Annotated in this window: 17 protein-coding genes; 7 read left to right on the top strand and 10 right to left on the bottom strand. The window is 65.0% G+C overall.

The window, feature by feature from the left end; translation table 11 throughout:
* Positions 1-83 precede the first annotated feature (83 nt).
* From ACE3SN_RS06395 to ACE3SN_RS06385, 3 genes are all read left to right on the top strand, one after another.
* A complete protein-coding gene (locus ACE3SN_RS06395) occupies positions 84-869 on the top strand; it encodes a universal stress protein (protein ID WP_374528582.1) in 786 nt (261 codons plus the stop codon).
* 108 nt (positions 870-977) lie between these two features.
* On the top strand, positions 978-1,730 hold the full coding sequence (locus tag ACE3SN_RS06390; RefSeq protein WP_374528581.1) for a class I SAM-dependent methyltransferase: 753 nt from the start codon (positions 978-980) through the stop codon (positions 1,728-1,730).
* Between the two features lie 301 nt (positions 1,731-2,031).
* Positions 2,032-4,338: a CDC48 family AAA ATPase gene (locus ACE3SN_RS06385; RefSeq protein WP_374528579.1), complete on the top strand. Its 2,307-nt coding sequence runs from the start codon at positions 2,032-2,034 to the stop codon at positions 4,336-4,338.
* 21 nt (positions 4,339-4,359) lie between these two features.
* On the opposite strand, the gene ACE3SN_RS06380 is transcribed toward ACE3SN_RS06385, so the two are convergent.
* Both ACE3SN_RS06380 and polA read right to left on the bottom strand, forming a co-directional pair.
* Positions 4,360-5,106, bottom strand: a complete 747-nt coding sequence (locus ACE3SN_RS06380; protein ID WP_374528577.1) for a hypothetical protein — start codon at positions 5,104-5,106, stop codon at positions 4,360-4,362.
* A gap of 68 nt (positions 5,107-5,174) precedes the next feature.
* Positions 5,175-8,006: a DNA polymerase I gene (gene polA / locus ACE3SN_RS06375; protein WP_374528576.1), complete on the bottom strand. Its 2,832-nt coding sequence runs from the start codon at positions 8,004-8,006 to the stop codon at positions 5,175-5,177.
* A 322-nt stretch (positions 8,007-8,328) separates the two neighbouring features.
* Here polA and ACE3SN_RS06370 point away from each other — a divergent pair, with 322 nt between their 5' ends.
* From ACE3SN_RS06370 to ACE3SN_RS06360, 3 genes are all read left to right on the top strand, one after another.
* A complete protein-coding gene (locus ACE3SN_RS06370) occupies positions 8,329-8,574 on the top strand; it encodes a hypothetical protein (RefSeq protein ID WP_374528575.1) in 246 nt (81 codons plus the stop codon).
* A gap of 229 nt (positions 8,575-8,803) precedes the next feature.
* A complete protein-coding gene (locus tag ACE3SN_RS06365; RefSeq protein WP_374528574.1) occupies positions 8,804-10,162 on the top strand; it encodes a phosphotransferase in 1,359 nt (452 codons plus the stop codon).
* A 1-nt stretch (position 10,163) separates the two neighbouring features.
* Positions 10,164-11,453 (top strand): acyl-CoA dehydrogenase family protein, encoded by a 1,290-nt coding sequence (locus ACE3SN_RS06360; protein WP_374528572.1) that lies wholly within the window; start codon positions 10,164-10,166, stop codon positions 11,451-11,453.
* A gap of 86 nt (positions 11,454-11,539) precedes the next feature.
* On the opposite strand, the gene ACE3SN_RS06355 is transcribed toward ACE3SN_RS06360, so the two are convergent.
* The 6 genes from ACE3SN_RS06355 to ACE3SN_RS06330 form a co-directional block, all read right to left on the bottom strand.
* Positions 11,540-12,043 carry a group III truncated hemoglobin gene (locus ACE3SN_RS06355; RefSeq protein WP_374528570.1) on the bottom strand — a complete coding sequence of 168 codons (504 nt, stop codon included), beginning with the start codon at positions 12,041-12,043 and terminating at the stop codon, positions 11,540-11,542.
* Positions 12,044-12,096: 53 nt separating this feature from the next.
* Complete coding sequence (locus tag ACE3SN_RS06350) at positions 12,097-13,140, bottom strand: serine hydrolase (RefSeq protein ID WP_374528568.1); 1,044 nt, start codon at positions 13,138-13,140, stop codon at positions 12,097-12,099.
* A gap of 134 nt (positions 13,141-13,274) precedes the next feature.
* The gene (locus ACE3SN_RS06345) at positions 13,275-15,227 is read right to left on the bottom strand and encodes a potassium transporter Kup (RefSeq protein WP_374528567.1); all 1,953 of its coding nucleotides are present in this window, start codon (positions 15,225-15,227) and stop codon (positions 13,275-13,277) included.
* A gap of 241 nt (positions 15,228-15,468) precedes the next feature.
* A complete protein-coding gene (gene groL / locus ACE3SN_RS06340; RefSeq protein WP_374528566.1) occupies positions 15,469-17,112 on the bottom strand; it encodes a chaperonin GroEL in 1,644 nt (547 codons plus the stop codon).
* Positions 17,113-17,155: 43 nt separating this feature from the next.
* The gene (gene groES / locus ACE3SN_RS06335) at positions 17,156-17,443 is read right to left on the bottom strand and encodes a co-chaperone GroES (protein WP_374528564.1); all 288 of its coding nucleotides are present in this window, start codon (positions 17,441-17,443) and stop codon (positions 17,156-17,158) included.
* A gap of 136 nt (positions 17,444-17,579) precedes the next feature.
* A complete protein-coding gene (locus ACE3SN_RS06330; protein WP_374528562.1) occupies positions 17,580-18,959 on the bottom strand; it encodes an MATE family efflux transporter in 1,380 nt (459 codons plus the stop codon).
* Between the two features lie 203 nt (positions 18,960-19,162).
* Here ACE3SN_RS06330 and ACE3SN_RS06325 point away from each other — a divergent pair, with 203 nt between their 5' ends.
* Positions 19,163-19,612: a cytochrome c family protein gene (locus tag ACE3SN_RS06325; RefSeq protein WP_374528560.1), complete on the top strand. Its 450-nt coding sequence runs from the start codon at positions 19,163-19,165 to the stop codon at positions 19,610-19,612.
* Positions 19,613-19,784: 172 nt separating this feature from the next.
* Here the strand turns inward: ACE3SN_RS06325 and rplL are convergent, their stop codons facing one another.
* Together rplL and rplJ are read right to left on the bottom strand one after the other, a co-directional pair.
* Entirely contained in the window at positions 19,785-20,162 is a 378-nt protein-coding gene (gene rplL / locus ACE3SN_RS06320) for a 50S ribosomal protein L7/L12 (RefSeq protein WP_374528558.1), read from the bottom strand.
* 78 nt (positions 20,163-20,240) lie between these two features.
* Positions 20,241-20,690: 50S ribosomal protein L10 (gene rplJ / locus ACE3SN_RS06315; protein WP_374528557.1), on the bottom strand; the 450-nt coding region annotated here is incomplete at its 5' end.

The following is a 20,690-nucleotide window of genomic DNA, read 5'->3' as shown; positions in this document are numbered from 1 at the left end:
GCAACCTTGCGAGTTGACGCAGGTCATGGTCTGGGCTGCAATTGCGGTCCAGGGTAGCAACGGTGATTTTAAGGAGAAGGACAATGCGCTCCATCCTCGTACAGGCCGGCCGCGATCCCGGCATGGCCGCGCGGCTCGATTCGGCAATGGCGATTGCGCGCGCGCATCGCGGTCATGTTTCGCTGCTGATTGACACCCCGGTCGACCGGTTCGTTACAACCGATCCCTATGGCGGAACCTATGTTGCGCGCGAGGCACTGGAGGCTGCGCTCAAGGATGACGATGCGCTGGCCGAAGCCTTCGCCGGCAGGCTCCAGAACGACGACGTCCCGTTCGACATTGCGCAGTTCGAGACCCAACCGCTCGATGCCATGGCCGGTGCGGCGCGGCTGGCCGATCTCAGCGTGGTTTCGCGCGATTGCGGCTATGCTGGCGATCTGGCGCTGGCATCGCGCAGCCCGGTACTGGTGATCGGCACCAAGGCTGTGCTCAGCCTGCCGGTCTCGGTCGCCTGTATTGCCTGGGACGGCGGCGACGAGGCGGCCCACGCCCTGCGCGCGTCGGTTCCGCTGCTGGCCGGGTGCGGACAGGTGCACGTCCTCACCGTGCTGAACGAAAAGGCCGAAGGTTTTCCGCCCACCGATGCACTGCGCTATCTTTCGCGCCACGGCATCAAGGCCGAATTGCAGGAATTGCAGCGCGGCGATTCGATCGAGGAAACGCTGGCAGGCGAGGTCGCCCGGCTGGGCGCGGACCTGCTGGTCATGGGCGCCTATGGTCACAGCCGGGTGCGCGAGTTCCTGTTTGGCGGCGTGACCCGCTATTTCCTCGAGGACGACGAGGCCCCCGCGCTATTGTTCGCACACTGAGGACATTGCCGTTTAGCGGGATCTGTCTGGCGCTTCGTCGAATTTCGGGCGACATTCCCCTTGGCCTCGGGCCTACCGGCCCGATCAAGCCAAGGGGAGAAACTGGAAATGTCGCCACGTAGCCGCAAGTTCGCCGCCGTCACCGCAATCAGCGCCCTCATGCTGGCAGCGCCATTGCTCGCCAAGCCCGCCGATTTCGCCCGCGCCATCGCCGCGAGCACCCGCAGCGCCGAGAACCGCGCACTCGATGAAGGCCGGATGCCGGCCGAAGTGCTCGACTTCACGGGTATCAAGAGCGGCGATGTCGTGGCCGATTACCAGGCCGGCGGCGGTTACTATACCGAGCTTCTCGCCGCCGTGGTCGGTCCCAAGGGCCGGGTCTACGCAATGACCCAGCCCAACTTCTACAAGGCCGAGGACTGGGACAAGCTGCGCGCGGCCCATCCCAACATCTACCCCATCGTCGCCCCCGCTCAGGCGCTGGTCCTGGCCCCCGCCAGCGTCGATGTGATCTTCACCCACCTGGTCTATCACGACCTCTACTGGACCAACGAAAAGTACCAGCATCCCCACCAGGATGTGCCCACGGTGCTGAAGGGCTGGTTCGCCGCGGTGCGTCCGGGCGGACACGTGATCGTGATCGATCACACCGGCCCCGCAGGCGACCCGCGCGAGGTGGCCGACAAGTATCACCGCATCGATCCGGAGCAGGTGAAGCGCGATATGGCCGCAGCCGGATTTGTGCTCGAATCGGAAAGCACTTTGCTGCAACGCAGCGAAGACGATCACAGCAAGCTGGTTTTTGACCCTTCCGTAAGGGGAAAGACGGACCGTTTTGTGCTGAAATTCCGCCGCCCTTGAGCCGAAATGAACAGTAGTTGCAAATTATGCAACCAGCAATGAGCTTTTCGCACTTGCACAAAAACGGCCCGTGCCCCACTTAGAGCCTGCCTTTCAGGCATCCTCTCCCAAAACTTCCATGGCCCGGTCGGCAACGACCGGGCCTTTTTTTATGTGCGAACCGGGCAGCGCGAAAGCCGGTTTTCCGGTCGATCCGGCCCCCGCATCGCTCCGTTCGCCCCGGCCCGCATTTGCAATGACGCCAACCAGTTCCTAGCTTTCATCCAACGGGCCCATGCCGGGCCGCAACAGGATGAACGCAATGGCCGATACCATCGCCAAGGCCGACAATTCGGTGAAGCTCCAGGTCGCGGCCGCGCGGCAGGAAGAAAGCGGGCAGGGCATCGCCCGCCTGCCCAAGACCGCCATGGCCGCGCTTGGCGTGACCGAAGGCGATGTCGTGGAGATCGAAGGCAAGCGCGCCACCGCCGCGCGGGTTCTGGCCCCCTATGCCGAGGACGAAGGGCTGGACGTGATCCGGCTCGACGGGTTGCAGCGCGCCAATGCGGAAGTTGGCTCGGGCGACCACGTTCAGGTGCGCCGCGCCGAATCGCGCGCCGCCCAGCGCGTGGTCTTTGCCCCGGCCCAGCGCGAAATGCGCCTGCAGGGGCCGGGCCAGGCCTTGAAGCGCAATTTCGCCGGGCGACCGCTGGTGGCGGGCGATCTGGTCGCCACCACCGGGCAGCAGCAGGTGCGCGACATGCCGCCGCAGGTTGCCCGGATGCTCAACGCCCCGGCCTTCGCCCTGACGCAAATCCGCCTGACCGTCGTTTCCACCGTACCCAAGGGCATCGTCCACATCGACGAGACGACCGAGGTGGAACTGCGCGAGGAATACGAGGAAGCGCGCAGCACCCGCGGCGACGTCAATTACGACGATGTCGGCGGCATGGGCGATACGATCCGCCAGCTGCGCGAAATGGTGGAACTGCCGCTGCGGTATCCCGAACTGTTTACCCGGCTCGGCGTCGATCCGCCCAAGGGCGTGCTGCTGCATGGCCCGCCGGGCACCGGCAAGACGCGTCTGGCGCGTGCCGTGGCCAATGAAAGCGAAGCCAGCTTCTTCACGATCAACGGCCCCGAAATCATGGGCAGCGCCTATGGCGAAAGCGAACGGCGCCTGCGCGAGGTGTTTGAGGAAGCGGCCAAGGCCTCGCCCTCGATCGTCTTCATCGACGAGATCGATTCGATCGCGCCCAAGCGCACCGAAGTCCACGGCGAGGCGGAAAAGCGCCTGGTCGCTCAGCTGCTCACGCTGATGGACGGGCTCCACGCCAATTCGAACATCGTCGTCATCGCCGCCACCAACCGGCCCGATGCGCTGGACGAGGCGCTGCGCCGCCCCGGCCGGTTCGACCGCGAGATCGTGGTCGGCGTGCCGGACGAGAGCGGACGGCGCGAGATCCTGGGCATCCACACCCGCGGGATGCCGCTGGCCGAAGGGGTCGATCTCGACGAACTGGCCCGCACCACCCACGGCTTCGTCGGGGCAGACCTTGGCGCGCTGGCCCGCGAGGCCGCGATCGAGGCGGTGCGGCGGATCATGCCGCAGCTGGATCTTGAGGCGCAGACGATACCGCCAGAGGTGCTCGAAAACCTCAACGTCACCCGCGACGATTTCCTCGCCGCGCTGAAGCGTGTCCAGCCTTCGGCGATGCGCGAGGTGATGGTGCAGGTGCCCAACGTGAGCTGGGCCGACATCGGCGGAGCGGACGAGGCGCAGCTGAAGCTGAAGGAAGGGATCGAACTGCCGCTCAAGAACCCGCAGGCCTTCCGCCGGCTAGGGATCCGTCCGGCCAAGGGCTTCCTGCTCTATGGCCCGCCCGGCACCGGCAAGACCCTGCTGGCGAAAGCGGTCGCCAAGGAGAGCGAGGCGAACTTCATCTCGATCAAGTCGTCGGACCTGCTGTCCAAGTGGTACGGCGAAAGCGAGCAGCAGATCAGCCGGCTGTTCGCCCGCGCCCGCCAGGTTGCCCCCTGCGTGGTGTTCATCGACGAGATCGACAGTCTGGTCCCGGCGCGTGGAACAGATGGCAACGAGCCGCAGGTGACCGCCCGCGTGGTCAACACGATCCTGGCGGAAATGGACGGAATGGAGGAGCTGTCCAGCGTGGTGCTGGTCGGTGCGACCAACCGGCCGGGGCTGGTCGACCCGGCGCTGTTGCGCCCGGGCCGGCTCGACGAGCTGGTCTATGTCGGCACGCCCGATGCCAAGGGCCGCGAGCACATCCTCAAGATCCACACCGGCAAGATGCCGCTGGCCGGCGACGTCAATCTGGCGGCCATCGCTGCCGAAGCGGAACGCTTCACCGGCGCGGACCTTGAAGACCTGGTGCGGCGCGCAGGCCTCATCGCGATCCGCACGCGCGGGGCGCAGGCCGACGTCGTGACCGGAGCGGACTTCAAGGCCGCGCTCGCGGATTCGCGCGCCACGGTGAGCGAGGCGATGGAGGCCGAATACCTCAAGATGAAAGGCGAACTGAAGAAGCGCGCCGCCGAGGTTTCACCCTCGATCGGGTTTCTGGCCCCCGGCATGGTCAGCCCCACGCGCGAGAAGAAGCACGGGTAGCGCCGCGCCCGCCGATCCCGGTCAGTCCCACTCCCGCGCCCTGCGGGCGGGACAGTCCGGATCGGCGGCGTCGCACGGTGCGGCGCTGGCGGGATGGGCCTCCGATTTCAGCCAGCCCTCGACCGGGGGCTTTTGCGCGCGCTCGGCGGCGGTGAAATAGCGGACGCTGTCCGGGCAGGAAACCCGGGTCGCGATCCGAGGGTAGCGCAGTTTGACCCAGTCTTTTTCGCAGGCAAGGATCCGGATTTCACCCCCGCTTTCCCCGGCCCACGGGTAGAGATTGACGCCGGCATCCTCGTCGATGACGGTCCACGGCGCCGCTTGGTAATAGGGCCTGTCGAAGGCCTTGTCCCAATAGTCGCTGGCAACCCTGATCCGGCTCTGGTGCACCCAGCCCAGACCCTGAAAATTGCGCCGCTCGCCATATTTGCGGGTTTGCCTGTCGAATCCTCCGGTATGGGGCGCAATATCGGCGATCCTGACCCAGTCACCCTTGACCGCGATGATGGTGAATTCAGGGCCGACCATCGGATCGCTGGGCAGGGGCTCTTCGTCCGGTGGGGCTTCGACCAATCTGTAGAGTTTGCCGATAACCTTGCTGTCCGGTGACGGTTCGGCATGGACGTTGAGGCCCGCCGGGTCATCCTCGATCGATAGCGCGCTGATCGCACAGCCCGCGATCTGCGGCTTGCGCCATGCGCCGCTGGCCGGGATCGCGGCAATGCTGGCCGCTGCGCTGGCGGCTTCCGAGGCGTTCTGCTGTGACACGGGAGCAGGATGGCAGCCGGTGACAAGTGGCGCCAAGCACAGCAGTTGTCGGCTGTGCTTGAAACAGCTCAATGCGCCGCCCCCCAGCTTGGCCCGGTACCGACTTCGACACCCAGCGGCACGTCGAGCCTGACCGAGGGTTCCGCCGCGCCCGCCATGACGGTGCGGATCACTTCGTCGGCCGCTGCTACGTCGCTCTCGGGCAGTTCGAACACCAGTTCGTCGTGGACCTGCAGCAGCATTTTCACATGGCCCAGCCCCGCCGCGTCCAGCGCGGGCATCATCCGCACCATCGCGCGCTTGATGATGTCGGCGCTGGTGCCCTGGATAGGGGCGTTGATCGCGGCGCGCTCGCTGCCCTGCCGCTCGGCCCCGTTGGGCGATGAAATGCGCGGAAACCAGCACTTGCGGCCAAACAGGGTCTCGGAATAGCCGTTGGCCTTCACCCCTTCCAGCGTCGCGTGGATATAGGCGCGGATGCCGGGGAAACGTTCGAAATAGCGGTCGATCATGGCCTGCGCCTCGTCGGACGAGACGCCCAGCCGCCCGGCCAGACCCCAGCGGCTGATGCCATAGAGGATCGCGAAGTTGATCGTCTTGGCCCGCCCGCGCGTGTCGCGGTTGACCTCGCCGAACATTTCCATCGCGGTGCGGGCGTGGATGTCCTCACCTTGCGCAAAGGCTTCCTTGAGCGGCGGAACGTCCGCCATGTGCGCAGCCAGGCGCAGTTCGATCTGGCTGTAGTCGGCCGAGAGGATCACGTTGCCGGGCTCCGCCACGAAGGCATCGCGGATCTGGCGGCCGATTTCCGTGCGCACGGGGATGTTCTGGAGGTTCGGCTCGGTCGAAGAGAGGCGCCCGGTCTGCGCGCCGACCAGACTGTAGCTGGTGTGGACGCGGCCCGTGGCGGGATTGATCGCAGCCTGCAGCGCCTCGGTATAGGTCGAGCGCAGCTTGGAGAGCTGACGCCATTCGAGCACCTTGGTGGCAATCTCCGCGCCTTCGCCTGCCAGCCCTTCGAGCACCGACTGGTCGGTCGAATACTGGCCGGTCTTGCCCTTCTTGCCGCCCTTGAAGCCCAGCTTGTCGAACAGGATCTCGCCCAGCTGCTTGGGGCTGCCGATGGCGAATTCCTGCCCCGCCAGGCCGTGAATCTCGCCCTCCAGCCGGGCGATTTCGGCGGCGAAGGTGGTGGAAAGCGCGGCAAGCTTCTCCCGGTCGACCTTGATCCCGTGACGCTCCATCTGCGCCACAACCGGGATCAGCGGACGGTCGACCCGTTCGTAGACACGCGTCGCCGCCTCTTCAGCCAGACGCGGTTTGAGCAGGCGGTGCAGACGCCAGGTTACCTCGGCGTCCTCGGCGGCATATTCAGTCGCACGATCAAGCGGCACTTCTCCGAACGGGATCGCCTTCTTGCCGGTGCCGCAAACGTCCTTGAAGGCCAGCGTGGTGTGGCCAAGGTGACGCTCGGACAGGGTGTCCATCCCATGGCCGCCCAGCCCGTCCTCGGCGCGGCCAGCGTCGAGGTCGAAGCTCAGCACCATGGTATCGTCAACCGGGCCGACCATGATGCCGTGGCGCGCCAGCACGTTGATATCGTACTTGGCGTTCTGCCCGACCTTCAGCACCGCTTCGCTTTCCAGCAGCGGCTTCAGGATCGCAATTGCCTCCGCCAGCGGAATCTGCTGCGGCTTCTCGGCGAACATGTCGCTGCCGCCGTGGCCCAGCGGGATATAGCAGGCATCCCCGGCGCCCAGCGACAGGCTGATGCCCGTCAGGTCCGCCGCGATCGCATCAAGCGCGCTGGTTTCGGTATCGAAGGCCACCGTCCGCGCCGCAAAGGCACGCTCCACCCAGCGTTCCAGCGCCTCGCGGGTCTGGACCGTTTCGTATTTGCTGCGGTCGATCGGCGGCAGTTCGGGGAGCGGCTGGCGGTTGCCCTGCGCGGCAGGCGCGGCCCCGGCGGTTACCGGCTTGGCGGGATGCAGCTGGGTCTTGCGCTCGGGGCTGCCGCGTCCGTCGCCAAGGCGCTTCAAGAGGCTGGTAAAGCCGTGCTCTTCCAGGAAGGCCGCGAGCGGATCGGGCGGAATTTCGCCCAGCTTGAAATCGTCGAGCGCGATCGGCAGCGGGCAATCTTCCTTCAATGCTACAAGCACCCGGCTTAGCCGCGCCATGTCGGCCTGTTCGATCAGGCTATCGCGCAGCTTCCCGGGCTTCATCTCCGGCGCAGCAGCGAGCGCCGCCTCAAGCGTGCCGTGCTCCTGGATCAGCTTGGTCGCGGTCTTGGGGCCGATCCCGCGGATGCCGGGGACGTTGTCGGCCGTGTCGCCCATCAGCGCCAGGACATCGCCGACGAGTTCCGGCGCGACGCCGAACTTTTCCTCGACCTGGGGAATGTCGATGCGGACATTCTTCATCGTGTCGAGCATATCGATCCGGCCCTCACCGCAGGGACCGACGAGTTGCATCAGGTCCTTGTCGGAGGAAACGATCGTCACGTCCCAGCCGCGCTCGCAGGCGGCCCGCGCGTAGGAGGCGATCATGTCGTCGGCCTCGACGTCGGGCTCTTCGATCACCGGCAGGCTGAAGGCGCGCGTGGCATCGCGGATCAGCGGAAACTGGGGCTTCAGGTCTTCCGGTGCGGGCGGCCGGTTGGCCTTGTACTGATCGTAGATTTCGTTGCGAAAACTGGTCCCCGCCTTGTCGAGCACCACGGCAAGGTGGGTCGGCCCGTCCGCCTTGTTGAGATCGTCGGCCAGTTTCCACAGCATCGTGGTATAGCCATAGACCGCACCGACCGGCGTCCCCTGCGGGTTGGTCAGCGGCGGCAGGCGGTGATAGGCGCGGAAGATGTAGGCCGATCCATCGACCAGATAGAGATGCTGCTTGGGCTTCATGGGGCAATGTCTAGCACCCACTTGCCCCGGCGATAAGCATGACTTCGGACCAATCACCGGTTCAGGTGGCAGCAATGCGCCATACGTATGCCATAATCAGACGCTATCGCTTTTGTGGCTGAACTGCGTCCCGCCCGGCTCTCAACCGGTCGCAAATCTGTGCATTGATGCACGCTTAAGGCGACAATTGCTTGCATCGCCTTGCGAAGGCTATTATTTGGCCCTCCGAAGTCTACCAGCTTGGTAGGCTTTCCGCTCGACCCGCAAACTCCAGAGGAGATGCGCCGGGCGGGGTCCACTCGCTGTTCAAGGATTACCATTCATGCGCAAGATCGTTCTCGCTGCTGCCGCCGCTGGCGCTGCTCTCGCTCTCTCGGCTTGCGGTCAGAAGGCTGAAGAAGCCACCGCGACCGAAGCTGCCACCGACGCCGCCACCGACGCCGCGACCGACGCCGCCACCGACGCTGCTGCTGAAGCTGCTGCTCCGGCCGCGACCGACGCTGCTGCGACCTCGACCGACGCCGCTGCTGCTGACGCTGCTGCTGCCGACGCCGAAAAGAAGATGTAATCTTCGCCGCACGGCACAAAGATTGTGGGCGCGAAGGGCTTCCCTTCGCGCCCTTTTCTTTGCCCTGAACAATCGCGTTTGCCAGCAGCGACCACGCGCACCCTTGCGTCAATTTAATCGCTCGCTTAAACGAATCGCCGGAACCTGGAAAGACAACCAGGATGGAGAGTTCCGGCGTGATCAATCAGCTTGCCAATCCGACTTGCCTGCCTTGCTCGGGAAGCCGCCCTTGAGCGCCGCCGCCACCCTTGAGCAGGGCCTGAGCCATGCCCTGGCCCGGATTGGCCTGCCCGCACCCACCGATCTGGCGCGGCTTTCTGGCGGCGCGAACATGGAAAGCTGGCTGTTCAAGGCCGGTAGCGAAACCTGTGTCCTGCGGCGTTCGCCGGGCGGAAGCCAATTGGTCGGCGGCCGCTCGATCGACTATCGCGCCGAGGCCGACCTGATCCGCGCAGCCTGTGCCGCAGGCGTCATGGCCCCCGATGTGCTGGTGGAACTTGAGGAAGGCGACGGCATCGGCTCCGGCTTCGTGATGCGCGCGCTGCCGGGCGTCCCCGACCCCTCGATCATTCTGGGCTTCGAAAACGGCGCGGAACTGATCGCCGACATCGGCCGGGAAATGGCCGCGACGCACCGCGCCGACGTCTCGCAGCTGACCGCGCTGCCGGTGATGGAAACGCGCGATGCGCTGCGCGCAATGCGCGAACGCTACATGAACTATGGCGGCGATCGCCCGATCCTGAGCCTCGCGCTGCGCTGGCTCGAAGCCAACGTGCCGCCCGCCGTTCCGCCGCGCCTGGTCCACGGCGATTTCCGGATGGGCAACCTGCTCGTCGGCACCGAGGGCGACATGAAAGGCCGCCTGACCGGCGTGCTCGACTGGGAACTGGCCCACCTCGGCGATCCCCACGAGGACCTGGCCTATGGCTGCATGACCGTATGGCGCTTTTCGCGGCCCGATCGCGGCGCATTCGGTGTCGGTTCGATCGAAGACCTGGCCCGCGCCTATGAGGCGGCGGGCGGGGAGAAATTCGATCCCGTCCGCTTCCACTTCTGGCTGGTCTACCGCACCTTTTGGTGGGCGCTGGGCTGCCTGCAGATGGGCAACACCTGGCGCAGCGGGCTCGACCGTTCGCTCGAGCGTGTGGTCGTCGCGCATCGTACGTCCGAACAGGAACTCGATCTGTTGCGCCTGCTTGAGGAAGATGCCCCCGCAGCCGAGCGCAAGCGCCCGCTGCCGCCCTCACCCGAGCCCTTGATCGCGGGCATGGGTGAGCCGAACGGCGCCGAAGTGCTGACCGCGATCTCGGAATGGCTGAATTCCGACATCAAGCCGCTGGTTTCGGGCCGCGACAAGTTCGTGCTGGCGGTGGCTCGCAACGCTCTGGGGATCGTATCGCGCGAGATCGAGCAGCGCCCGGTCGCCACTGACGCCGCGCTCGCCGCCGATCTGCTCGAAGGCCGGGCCGACATCTCCACTCCGGGCATGCTCGCCCGGCTGCGCCGCATGGCCCTCGACAAGCTGTCTGCCGACATGCCGAAATATCCCGCGCTGAAATTGGCGCGGCAAGAATGGGAAGGGAACTGAAATGGATTTCTCGCTGCCCCAGGATCTCGTCGATTACCTCGCCGAGCTTGACGATTTCATCGCCAAGGAGATCAAGCCGCTCGAGGAGAAGGATGACAACATCCGCTTCTTCGACCACCGCCGCGAATGGGCGCGGACGGATTTCGACAACGGCGGCCTGCCCCGTCACGAATGGGAAGAACTGCTGCGCGAAGCCTCGATCCGCGCGGACAAGGCCGGGCACTGGCGCTTCTCGGCACCCAAGAAGTACGGCGGCAAGGACGGCTCGAACCTGGCAATGGCGGTGATCCGCGATCGCTTTGCGGCAATGGGCCTGGGCCTGCACAACGACCTGCAGAACGAACATTCGATCGTCGGTAACTTCCCGTTCGTGAACATGTTCGAACACTTCGGCACCGAAGAGCAGCAGAAGGAATTCATCCTTGGCGGGTTCGAGCGCAAGCGCCGGGTCGCTTTTGGTCTGACCGAGCCCGATCACGGCTCTGACGCAACCCACATGGAAACCGTCGCCGTGCGCGAAACCCGCGACGGCGTGCCCGGCTGGCGGATCGATGGCCGCAAGATGTGGATCACCGGGATGCACGTCGCCACCCACTGCGCGGCGTTCTGCCGTACCTCGGGCAAGGCCGGCGACGCCAAGGGCATCACCTGCCTGCTGGTGCCGATCGACACCCCCGGCATGGTGGTCGACGAATACATGTGGACCTTCAACATGCCGACCGACCACCCGCGGATGCATTTCGAGAACTGCTGGGTTCCCGAAACCGCCGTGCTGGGCCCGGTTGATGGCGGGCTGTCGATCGCGCAATCGTTCGTCCACCAGAACCGCATTCGCCAGGCTGCGAGCTCGCTTGGCGCTGCGACCTTCTGCGTTGAGGAATCGGTCAAGTATGCGCGCGAGCGCAAGCCGTTTGGCGCGGAACTGGCCCGCAACCAGGGCATCCAGTTCCCGCTGGTGGAACTCGCCACCCAGTGCGAAATGCTGCGCGCGCTGATCTACAAGACCGCCTGGGAAATGGACCAGATCGAGCACAAGGAAGTCGAACACAAGCTGTCCGACAAGATCTCGATGTGCAACTACTACGCCAACCGGCTGGTCTGCGAAGCCGCCGACCGGGCGATGCAGGTCCATGGCGGGATCGGCTATTCGCGGCACAAGCCGTTCGAGCACATCTATCGCCACCACCGCCGCTACCGGATCACCGAGGGCGCGGAAGAGATCCAGATGCGCAAGGTCGGCGCCTACCTGTTCGGCTACCTCGGTCCGCGAAAAGCCCTTTTCACGAAGTAGGGCGCTGTTCGCCAAGTAAGTCCTGCCGAAAGGTATGGGCCGAAAGGCTTCGGCTGCCAGGCCTGGAACGTTCTGCCCCGTGTCGCTCAGGCGATGCGGGGCAAGTTCTGTCCGGCCCGAGCGGCGGACAGATCGCCGGTTCGCTGCATTGCAATTCCCGTAAGCAGGCTGTCGGCGATCATCCGCGCGCGCCCGCCCACTTCGCCGCGCGCTTCGGCGGTTTTCCCCAGTTCGTGCAAGGTGGCGTAGAACAGCTCCAGCCAATGGACGAAGTGCGCCTCTTCCAGCCCCGGAATGCCGTGGTGCATCCGCATCGGGTTGCCCGAATATTCGCCGCTGTTGAGCAGCACCGAACGCCAGAACGCCTTCATCCGGGCAAGGTGCGGGCCCCAGTCGGCAATCCGCTCGGCAAAGATCGGACCGAGCAGCGCGTCGTCGCGAATCCGGGCGTAGAAGGCCTCGACGAAGCTGTCGATATAGTCCTCGTCCACCCCGATTGCCGCCGCATCGGCACGCTTGCGCTGGCGGGCGGCCAGCGCGTGGGGATGGCCCTGCTTGGTCATGCGGCGGGGTTGCTGAGGATCAGTCATATCGCGCGCCTTAGACCCGCGTCCGAATTATTGAAAGTTCAGCGCCCAAATGTTCAGCGAGAGGCGGTGCGGCGCACGCTTGAACTTTCGGTCTGGTAGCCATCGAAGATCACGCGGGTGATCGAGGCGATGCGCGCATCGCGGTTGGCTTTACCGCCCTGGCCGGTGACATAGATCGCCACCGCGATAACGTGGCCATCGGGCGTGTGGATGAAACCAACGTCGCTGGCGGTATTGTTGAGCGTGCCGGTCTTGTGGGCCACCACCGTGCCTTCCGGCACGCCGGCGCGGATGCGGTGTCGGCCGGTCACGCAGCGCTCCATCGCGCCGATCAGCACTTCGCGGCTCGACGGGCTGAGCCACAGGCCTTGGTAGAGCCCGGTCAGCAAGTCGATCATGGCCATCGGGGTCGCGCTGTCGCGCGGGTCGACGGTGCGGGCAGGATCGAATTCACCGTCATCGCGCACCAGGGTGGCAATATCACGGTCGAGCCGAATGCCCTTGATCCCGGTGGTCTTGAGCCAGCGATTGACCGCCGGAGGGCCACCGACCGCCGCGAGCAGCGCGTCGGTTGCATGATTGTTGCTGCGGGTAATCGCCAGCTCGATCAGGGTCGAGGCGGGCAGCAGCTGGCCGGGACGGACCGGGGCCTTGGCCCCGGCAAACTTGGGCGAGGCCACGGGCATCATCAGCGGAAACTTGTCGGTCAGCTTCCACTTGCCCTTGTCGACCCCATCGAGGAAGGTCGCGACGATTGCGATCTTGCTGGTCGAGGCCATCGGGAAAGGCTGATCGCCCAGCACCGCAACCGAACGACCGGTCGTCAGGTCCAGCGCGGCAACCCCGATCCGACCTTGCCCCGCATCGGCGAGCGAGAACAGTTGGGCCTCGAAGCCATCTTGCGGTGCCCGTGCAGCAGGCTTGGCGACAAAGGCGGAAGGTGTGGGGGGAAGCTGGCGCGGCGCGCGCAGTTCGGTGCCGAAAGTCTGGTCGAAATCAAGTTCAAGCGTATCCGCACGGGCCGCGGCGACCGGTGCAAGCACCGTTCCGGCGAGGGCTACCAGCCCCATCAGGCGTGTGAAGATACCAGCAGTCACGATCCAGGCTTTTACCCATTTATGGTTTTAAGTTTGTTAACGCGGCGGGATTCGAGCTCAAACCGCGACGCGACGAGCCGCCTTTTATGCGCGGGCAATCGAGCTAAGGGTATACCCCAGGCGGGCAAAGCGGCTCAGATTGCGTACTGCGCGCCCAGTTCGATCACCCGGCCAGGCGGAATATTGTAATAGTCGGTCGGGTCGGCGGCGTTGCGGTAGAGCGCGATGAACAGCACCACCTGCCATGTGGGCATGCCTTCGTCGGCAGAACGCGAGAAGCTGTTGCGCCCGATGAAGAAGCTCGCCTGCTTGGCCCCCGGGACCTGCGCCTGGTGACGCAGCAGCTCGGCATGGAGGTCGGGCTGCTCCATAAACCCATAGCGCAGCTCAAGCCGGGCAAAGTTGTCGTCGATCCGCACAATCTGCAGCCGCTCGTCCGGATCGCAGTATGGACGCTGCAGGATCTTAACGGTGGCGATGAAGTTGTGCTGGTGCAGCACGCGGTTGTGCTTGAGGTTGTGAAGCAGCGCGGTGGGCGTGAGGTCGTTGCGCGCGGTAAGGTAGATCGCAGTCCCGGCGACGCGGCGCGGCGGGCGGTGCGCAAGCGCACTGGCCATTTCGACGAGCGGAACAGCCCCGTCCCCTTCAAGCACGGCTACGACGCGCCGACCGCGCACCCACGTCCAGATTATCAACATCACCCCGCTGGCGATCACCAACGGCACCCAGCCGCCTTCCACCACGCGCAGGATGTTGGCGCCGAAGAAGATCAGGTCGATTGTGATGAAGGGCACGATCACGGCAAGGCTGGCCGGCAGGCTCCAGCCCCAGCGCCGCCGCGTGACGATAAAGGCCAGGCAGCAGGTGATCACCATCGTGCCGGTAACCGCAATGCCATAGGCCGCGGCCATCGCACTCGAATTGCGAAAGCCTAGGGTTAGCACCACCACGCCGAGCAGGACCAGCCAGTTGATAATCGGCATATAGATCTGCCCGGCATGCCCGGCCGAGGTCTGGCGGATCGCTAGCCGCGGCAGGAGGCCAAGCTGGATCGCCTGCTGGGTCAGCGAGAATGCGCCGGTGATGACCGCCTGGCTGGCGATGATCGTCGCCAGCGTGGCGAGCAGCACCATCGGCAGACGCGCGCCATCGGGGATCATCAAGAAGAACCAGTCGAGATTGACGAAGGGCTTGCCCTGAAGGTTGGCCATTTCCAGCACCTTCATCGCGAAGGCGCCCTGCCCGAGGTAATTGAGCATTAGCGCGGGGCAGACCAGCGCGAGCCAGGCCAGGCGGATCGGCTTTTTCCCGAAGTGCCCCATGTCGGCGGTCAGTGCTTCGGCCCCGGTCACGGTGAGGAACACCGCGCCCAGCACGAACAGCCCAAGTACCCCATGCGTGGCAACGAAGCCGACCGCGTGCCAGGGCAGGAAGGCAACCAGAATTTCCGGCTCATCGGAAATGTGAATCAGCCCCAGCCAGGCCAGCGCAAGGAACCAGACCACGCAGACCGGCCCGAACAGCTTCGAGACCAGCGCCGTCCCGCGTGACTGGATCGCGAACAGCGCCAGCAGGATCGCAAGGCTGATCACGACGATCCGTTGCTCGGTAAACAGCGCCCCGGCGCCGGGCAGGGACTTGAGCCCTTCCACCGCCGAGAGCACCGAAAGCGAGGGCGTGATTACCGCGTCGCCATAGAATAGCGCCGCCCCGATTGCGCCCAGCGCCAGCACCAATCCGCCGCGCCGGGTGGTTCCGCGCTGCGCCAGTGCCAATAAAGCCAGCACCCCGCCTTCGCCATCGTTGTCGGCGCGCATCAGAAACAGCACATACTTCAAGGTAACGACCACGATCAGCGCCCACAGCGCCAGGCTCATCACCCCGATGATCTCTTCCTGGAACAGGCCGTCGGATGCGGCCTGCGCCAGCGCCTCGCGAAAGGCATAGAGCGGGCTGGTGCCGATATCGCCAAAGACGACGCCGATCGCGCCGATCGTCAGGGGCAGCAAGGCGTGGTTGGAAGCATGGCCATCCTGGCCGGGAATACTTGCTTCGGCGTCAGCTCCGCCGGTTTCAGCAGCACTCATCGTGTCGCGCCTTTCCATGGCACGTGGGGGAAGGCGGCGCCATTAGGCCTTTGCGAACCGCAAGCAATTGCGTTCAGCGCAACAACAGTTGCGTTTTTCTCACTATGCGGCGCGAGTGATTCGATCGGGATTTGTCCCAAGAAAAAAGGAAAGGGCCGGAAGGATTGCTCCCTCCGGCCGCGCATTTCCTGTGGCTGAGCGCCCGGGCTTGGTTAGAAGCCCGTGTCGCTCGCCGAGCGACTTAGAAGCCCATGTCGCCCATGCCGCCCATGCCGCCACCCATCGGGGGCATCGCGGGCTTGTCGTCGGCGCGTTCCGAGATCGCGGCTTCGGTGGTGATCAGCAGACCAGCAACCGAGGCAGCGTCCTGCAGAGCGGTGCGCACGACCTTGGTCGGGTCGATCACGCCGGCAGCCTTGAGGTTTTCATAGGTGTCGGTCGCGGCGTTGAAGCCCTGGTTCTCGTCGTTTTCGCGCAGCAGGTTGCCCGAAACGACCGCGCCATCGTGGCCGGCATTTTCGGCAATCTGCTTGAGCGGGGCGGTGATCGCCTTGCGGACGATGTCGATGCCCTTGGTCTGGTCGTCGTTGGCGCCCTTGAGGCCAGCGAGCGACTTGGTCGCATAGAGCAGCGCCGTGCCGCCGCCGGGGACGATGCCTTCTTCAACCGCGGCGCGGGTCGCGTGGAGGGCGTCGTCGACGCGGTCCTTGCGTTCCTTCACTTCGACTTCGGTCGCACCGCCAACCTTGATCACGGCAACACCGCCAGCCAGCTTGGCCAGGCGTTCCTGCAGCTTTTCACGGTCGTAGTCGCTGGTGGTGACTTCGATCTGGGCGCGGATCTGTTCGACGCGGGCCTTGATTTCGTCAGCCGAACCGGCGCCGTCAACGATGGTGGTGTTGTCCTTGTCGATCGAGACCTTCTTGGCCTGGCCGAGCATGCCCAGCGTGACCGATTCCAGCTTGATGCCGAGGTCTTCGCTGATCATTTCACCCTTGGTGAGGATCGCGATGTCCTGCAGCATGGCCTTGCGGCGATCGCCGAAGCCCGGAGCCTTCACGGCTGCAACCTTGAGGCCGCCGCGCAGCTTGTTGACCACGAGGGTCGCCAGCGCTTCGCCTTCGATGTCTTCGGCGATGATCAGCAGCGGACGGCCCGACTGCACCACCGCTTCGAGCACCGGCAGCATCGACTGCAGGTTCGACAGCTTCTTTTCGTGGATCAGGATGTACGGGTTATCGAGTTCGACCGTCATCTTTTCCGGGTTGGTGATGAAGTAGGGCGACAGGTAGCCGCGGTCGAACTGCATGCCTTCGACGACATCGAGTTCGAATTCGAGGCCCTTGGCCTCTTCCACGGTGATCACGCCTTCCTTGCCGACCTTTTCCATGGCTTCGGCGATCTTTTCGCCGACTTCACGGTCGCCGTTGGCCGAAATGATGCCGACCTGGGCGATTTCCGAGGAACCGGCGACCGGGGTCGAACGGGCCTTGAGGTCTTCGACGACCATGGCAACCGCGATGTCGATACCGCGCTTGAGGTCCATCGGGTTCATCCCGGCGGCGACCGAGGTCATGCCTTCGCGCACGATGGCCTGGGCCAGCACGGTGGCGGTGGTGGTGCCGTCACCCGCAGCGTCGTTGGCCTTCGAGGCCACTTCGCGCAGCATCTGGGCGCCCATGTTCTCGAACTTGTCCTTGAGTTCGATTTCCTTGGCGACCGAAACACCGTCCTTGGTGATGCGGGGAGCGCCGAAGCTCTTGTCGATGACGACGTTGCGGCCCTTGGGGCCCAGCGTCACCTTCACGGCGTTGGCGAGAATGTCGACACCGGCGAGGATGCGTTCGCGGGCGTCGCGACCGAATTTCACGTCCTTGGCAGCCATTTCAGATTCCTTTGAATTGGGTTGTTGTCAGGATGGACTTCGCTCAGCCGATCACGCCGAGGATGTCGCTTTCCTTCATGATGAGCAGGTCTTCGCCGTTCACCTTCACTTCGGTGCCCGACCACTTGCCGAACAGGACGCGGTCGCCGACCTTGACGTCCATCGGGGTGATGGTGCCGTTTTCGGCGCGGGCGCCCGAACCGACGGCGACGATTTCGCCTTCAGCCGGCTTTTCCTTGGCGCTGTCGGGGATGATGATGCCGCCGGCGGTCTTTTCCTCGGCTTCGACGCGGCGTACGAGCACTCGGTCGTGCAACGGACGGAATGACATGGGTATGTTCCCTCTCTCTGTCAGTTCAAGCAATTAGGATGCGGATTGGCACTCCCCCATGGAGAGTGCCAGCGGGGCGCATATGGGTGCGTGACCTTGGGCCGTCAAGCGGACCCCGATGAAAAAAATATGCCGCTCAGTTCGGCAGCAGCCCCAGCCGCTCTCGGGCGGTCCAGCGCGAGGTGAGCAGCGCGGCGACCACGACCAGGCCGACCGCCAGCCCGATCCACACGCCAAGGCCGGCCAGCGGAGTCCGGAAACCCAGCCAGAGGCACACCCCAAAGCCCGCCACCCAGTACCCGAACAGCGCCATCGCCATCGGCATGCGGGTGTCCTGCAGGCCGCGCAGCGCCCCCGCCATCACCGCCTGGGCGCCGTCGAACAGCTGGAAGGCGGCGGCAACCATCATGTACTGCACCGCGAAGCCGACCAGCGCGGCGTTCTGCGGGGCGGCAGGATCGAGATAGAAGCTGAGCACCGTGCGCGGGGCAAACAGCATCAAGCCTGCGGTCAGGACCATGAAGCACAGCGCCAGGGTGAGCGCCGCCCAGCCCGCGTGACCGATCGCGGCGCGGTTGCCCGCACCGAAATGGTAGCCAACCCGGATCGTCGCCGCCTGGCCGATTCCGAACGGGATCTGGAAGGCCAGCGAGGCGACCTGCAATGCGACCGAGTGCCCGGCCAGTTCCGCCTCGCCGATCCGTCCCATCAGCAGCGCCGCGCCGCTGAACAGGCCCGCTTCGGCAAGAATGGTGAGCGCGATCGGAGTGCCAAGGCGCACGATTTCGCCAAGGCGCTGCCATTCGGGCCGCCACCAGCGGCCGAAAATGCGATAGCGTCGCAGTCTCCGGTCGGCCCGGATCGCCAGGACATAGGCCGCCAGCATGGCGAGCGAGGTCAGCACGCTCGAAACGGCGGAACCTTCAAGGCCCAGTGCGGGCGCACCAAGGTTGCCGAACACGAATACCCAGTTGCCCAACAAGTTGACCACGATCGCCAGCGCGGTGATCGCCGTCGCGAACACCGGGCGTCCCAGCGCCGACACGAAGTTGCGCAGCACGCTGGCCGCGATCATCGGGATCATCGCCCAGAGCAGCACGCGCATGAAACTGCCCGCGCGCGCGGCGACCGCCGGATCCTGTCCGGCAGCCAGCAGGATCGGCTCGCCCAGCGCGGAAATCATCATGCCGCCAAGGCCCGTGCCAATCGCCAGCCACAGCGCCATCCGCACCGAGCGGCGCACCTCGCGCACGGCGTGGGAGCGCCGCCCCAGTTCGGCGGCAATCAGCGCGCCAGAAGCTCCGGTCAGGCCGGACAGGCACCACATGGTAAGCCCAAAGACGGCCAGCGAAACGCTCGACGCGGCCAGTGCCTGTTCGCCCAGCCGCGCGACGAAGATCATGTCGACCGCGTGGACCAGCATCTGCAGCAGGTTGGCAGCCGCCAGCGGCCCCGCCAGCAGCAAGGTCTCGCGCAGCTCGATGCGCAGGGGCGAAAGGCGGTCGGTTTCGGCCATCGGCCGGCCCGGATAGGCGTTTGGTGGGGACAGCGAAAGCGTTTCGCCGCAGCGCACTTGAAATCGGCGGGCAACCGTGCGCTTCGTGCAACGGCTGCTGCAGCATTTTCACTTTCATCAACAACCGATTATGCATATCAGCAGTTGCTTATATTCGAATCGTGGCCGCGGGGCGGGCGTGATGGGTTTTGAAGGAGACTGAAATGCGAGTTTCGGCAAAGACGGCTGTAGCGCTTGCTCTGGCGCTTGGTCTGGCCGCCTGCGGCGCACCCAAGGACGATGCCGCCGCTGACAGCGGCTCTGCTGCGGCCGCGACGCCGGCCGAGACGCCTGCCGCCTCGGCGACGACTGCCGATGCGGGCGGCAAGCCTGCGGCGTTTGCGCAATGCGCTGCCTGCCATTCGACGGAAAAGGGCAAAATGGGCGTCGGGCCGAGCCTGGCAGGGGTCTATGGCACCAAGTCGGGTGAAATCGCCGGCTATGCGTTCAGCGACGCGATGAAGAACGCCAACCTGACCTGGGATGACGCCACGCTGGACAAGTACCTGACCGCACCGATGAAGGTCGTGCCCGGCACCAAGATGACCTTTGCCGGGCTGAGCGATCCGGCTGCGCGCAAGGCCGTGATCGAATACCTCAAGACGCTGAAGTAAGCGCCAACGCAATAACCAGAGCCCCTTCGGGGGTCGCACTGAGGGGCCGGAACGCGAGTTCCGGCCCCTTTTCATTGCCCTGCACCGCGCCGGCACGGAGCGCAGATACGAAAAGGGCGGCCCCGCAGGACCGCCCTTTCCTGAACAGCATGCAAACTTCGCTGAACGAAGCTTACTTGACTTCGACCTTGCCGCCAGCGGCTTCGACCTTGGTCTTGATGTCTTCGGCTTCGGCCTTCGACACGCCTTCCTTGATCGCCTTCGGAGCGGCTTCGACCAGCGCCTTGGCTTCGGTCAGGCCGAGCGAAGTGATCGCGCGGACTTCCTTGATGACGGCGATCTTGTTGCCGCCGTCCGAGGTCAGGATGACGTCGAATTCGGTCTTTTCTTCGACAGCTTCAGCGGCAGCGCCACCAGCGGCCGGGGCGGCCACGGCAACAGCGGCAGCAGCCGACACGCCCCAGGCTTCTTCAAGAGCCTTGGCGAGGTCAGCAGCTTCGAGGACGGTCAGCTTCGAAAGTTCTTCAACGAGCTTGGCGATATCAGCCATGATGTTTCACTCCACAAATTGATGGATGCCGGACGCTTCGGCTTGAAGGGTCTTGTCCGGCATAACGCTTGATCAGTCTTATGCGGCTTCCTTGGCGTAGGCACCAAAGACGCGGGCGAGCTTGCCAGCCGGGGCCACGACAACCTGGGCGATCTTGGTCGCCGGTGCCTGGACGAGGCCGATAAGCTTGGCGCGCAGTTCGTCGAGCGAAGGCATCGAGGCGAGCGCCTTGATCCCATCGGCATCGAGCACCTGCGAACCCATCGCGCCGCCAACGATTTCGAGCTTGTCGTTGGTCTTGGCGAATTCGACAGCGATCTTTGCCGCGGCGACCGGATCGACCGAAGTCGCCAGCGCCACCGGACCGGTGAGCATGTCACCGATCCCGGCATAGTCCGTGTCCGCGATGGCCAGCTTGGCAAGACTGTTCTTGGAAACCTTGAACGACGCACCTGCTTCACGCATCTTCACGCGCAGGGCCGTGGTCTGGGCCACGGTCATGCCGAGGTTGCGGGTGACTACCACCAC

The organism is Novosphingobium sp. (assembly GCF_041915465.1).
In the GTDB taxonomy this organism is placed as follows: Bacteria; Pseudomonadota; Alphaproteobacteria; order Sphingomonadales; family Sphingomonadaceae; genus Novosphingobium.
The sequence above is the reverse complement of the archived record's forward strand: the minus strand, read 5'-3'. Positions and strand labels throughout refer to the sequence as shown.

Excerpts from the sequence above, each read along its gene's own strand:
- ACE3SN_RS06395 (WP_374528582.1), top strand. The coding sequence starts at position 84 with ATGCGCTCCATCCTCGTACAGGCCGGCCGCGATCCCGGCATGGCCGCG.
- ACE3SN_RS06390 (WP_374528581.1), top strand. The coding sequence starts at position 978 with ATGTCGCCACGTAGCCGCAAGTTCGCCGCCGTCACCGCAATCAGCGCC.
- ACE3SN_RS06385 (WP_374528579.1), top strand. The coding sequence starts at position 2,032 with ATGGCCGATACCATCGCCAAGGCCGACAATTCGGTGAAGCTCCAGGTC.
- polA (WP_374528576.1), bottom strand. The coding sequence starts at position 8,006 with ATGAAGCCCAAGCAGCATCTCTATCTGGTCGATGGATCGGCCTACATC.
- ACE3SN_RS06370 (WP_374528575.1), top strand. The coding sequence starts at position 8,329 with ATGCGCAAGATCGTTCTCGCTGCTGCCGCCGCTGGCGCTGCTCTCGCT.
- ACE3SN_RS06360 (WP_374528572.1), top strand. The coding sequence starts at position 10,164 with ATGGATTTCTCGCTGCCCCAGGATCTCGTCGATTACCTCGCCGAGCTT.
- ACE3SN_RS06355 (WP_374528570.1), bottom strand. The coding sequence starts at position 12,043 with ATGACTGATCCTCAGCAACCCCGCCGCATGACCAAGCAGGGCCATCCC.
- ACE3SN_RS06345 (WP_374528567.1), bottom strand. The coding sequence starts at position 15,227 with ATGAGTGCTGCTGAAACCGGCGGAGCTGACGCCGAAGCAAGTATTCCC.
- groL (WP_374528566.1), bottom strand. The coding sequence starts at position 17,112 with ATGGCTGCCAAGGACGTGAAATTCGGTCGCGACGCCCGCGAACGCATC.
- groES (WP_374528564.1), bottom strand. The coding sequence starts at position 17,443 with ATGTCATTCCGTCCGTTGCACGACCGAGTGCTCGTACGCCGCGTCGAA.
- ACE3SN_RS06330 (WP_374528562.1), bottom strand. The coding sequence starts at position 18,959 with ATGGCCGAAACCGACCGCCTTTCGCCCCTGCGCATCGAGCTGCGCGAG.
- ACE3SN_RS06325 (WP_374528560.1), top strand. The coding sequence starts at position 19,163 with ATGCGAGTTTCGGCAAAGACGGCTGTAGCGCTTGCTCTGGCGCTTGGT.
- rplL (WP_374528558.1), bottom strand. The coding sequence starts at position 20,162 with ATGGCTGATATCGCCAAGCTCGTTGAAGAACTTTCGAAGCTGACCGTC.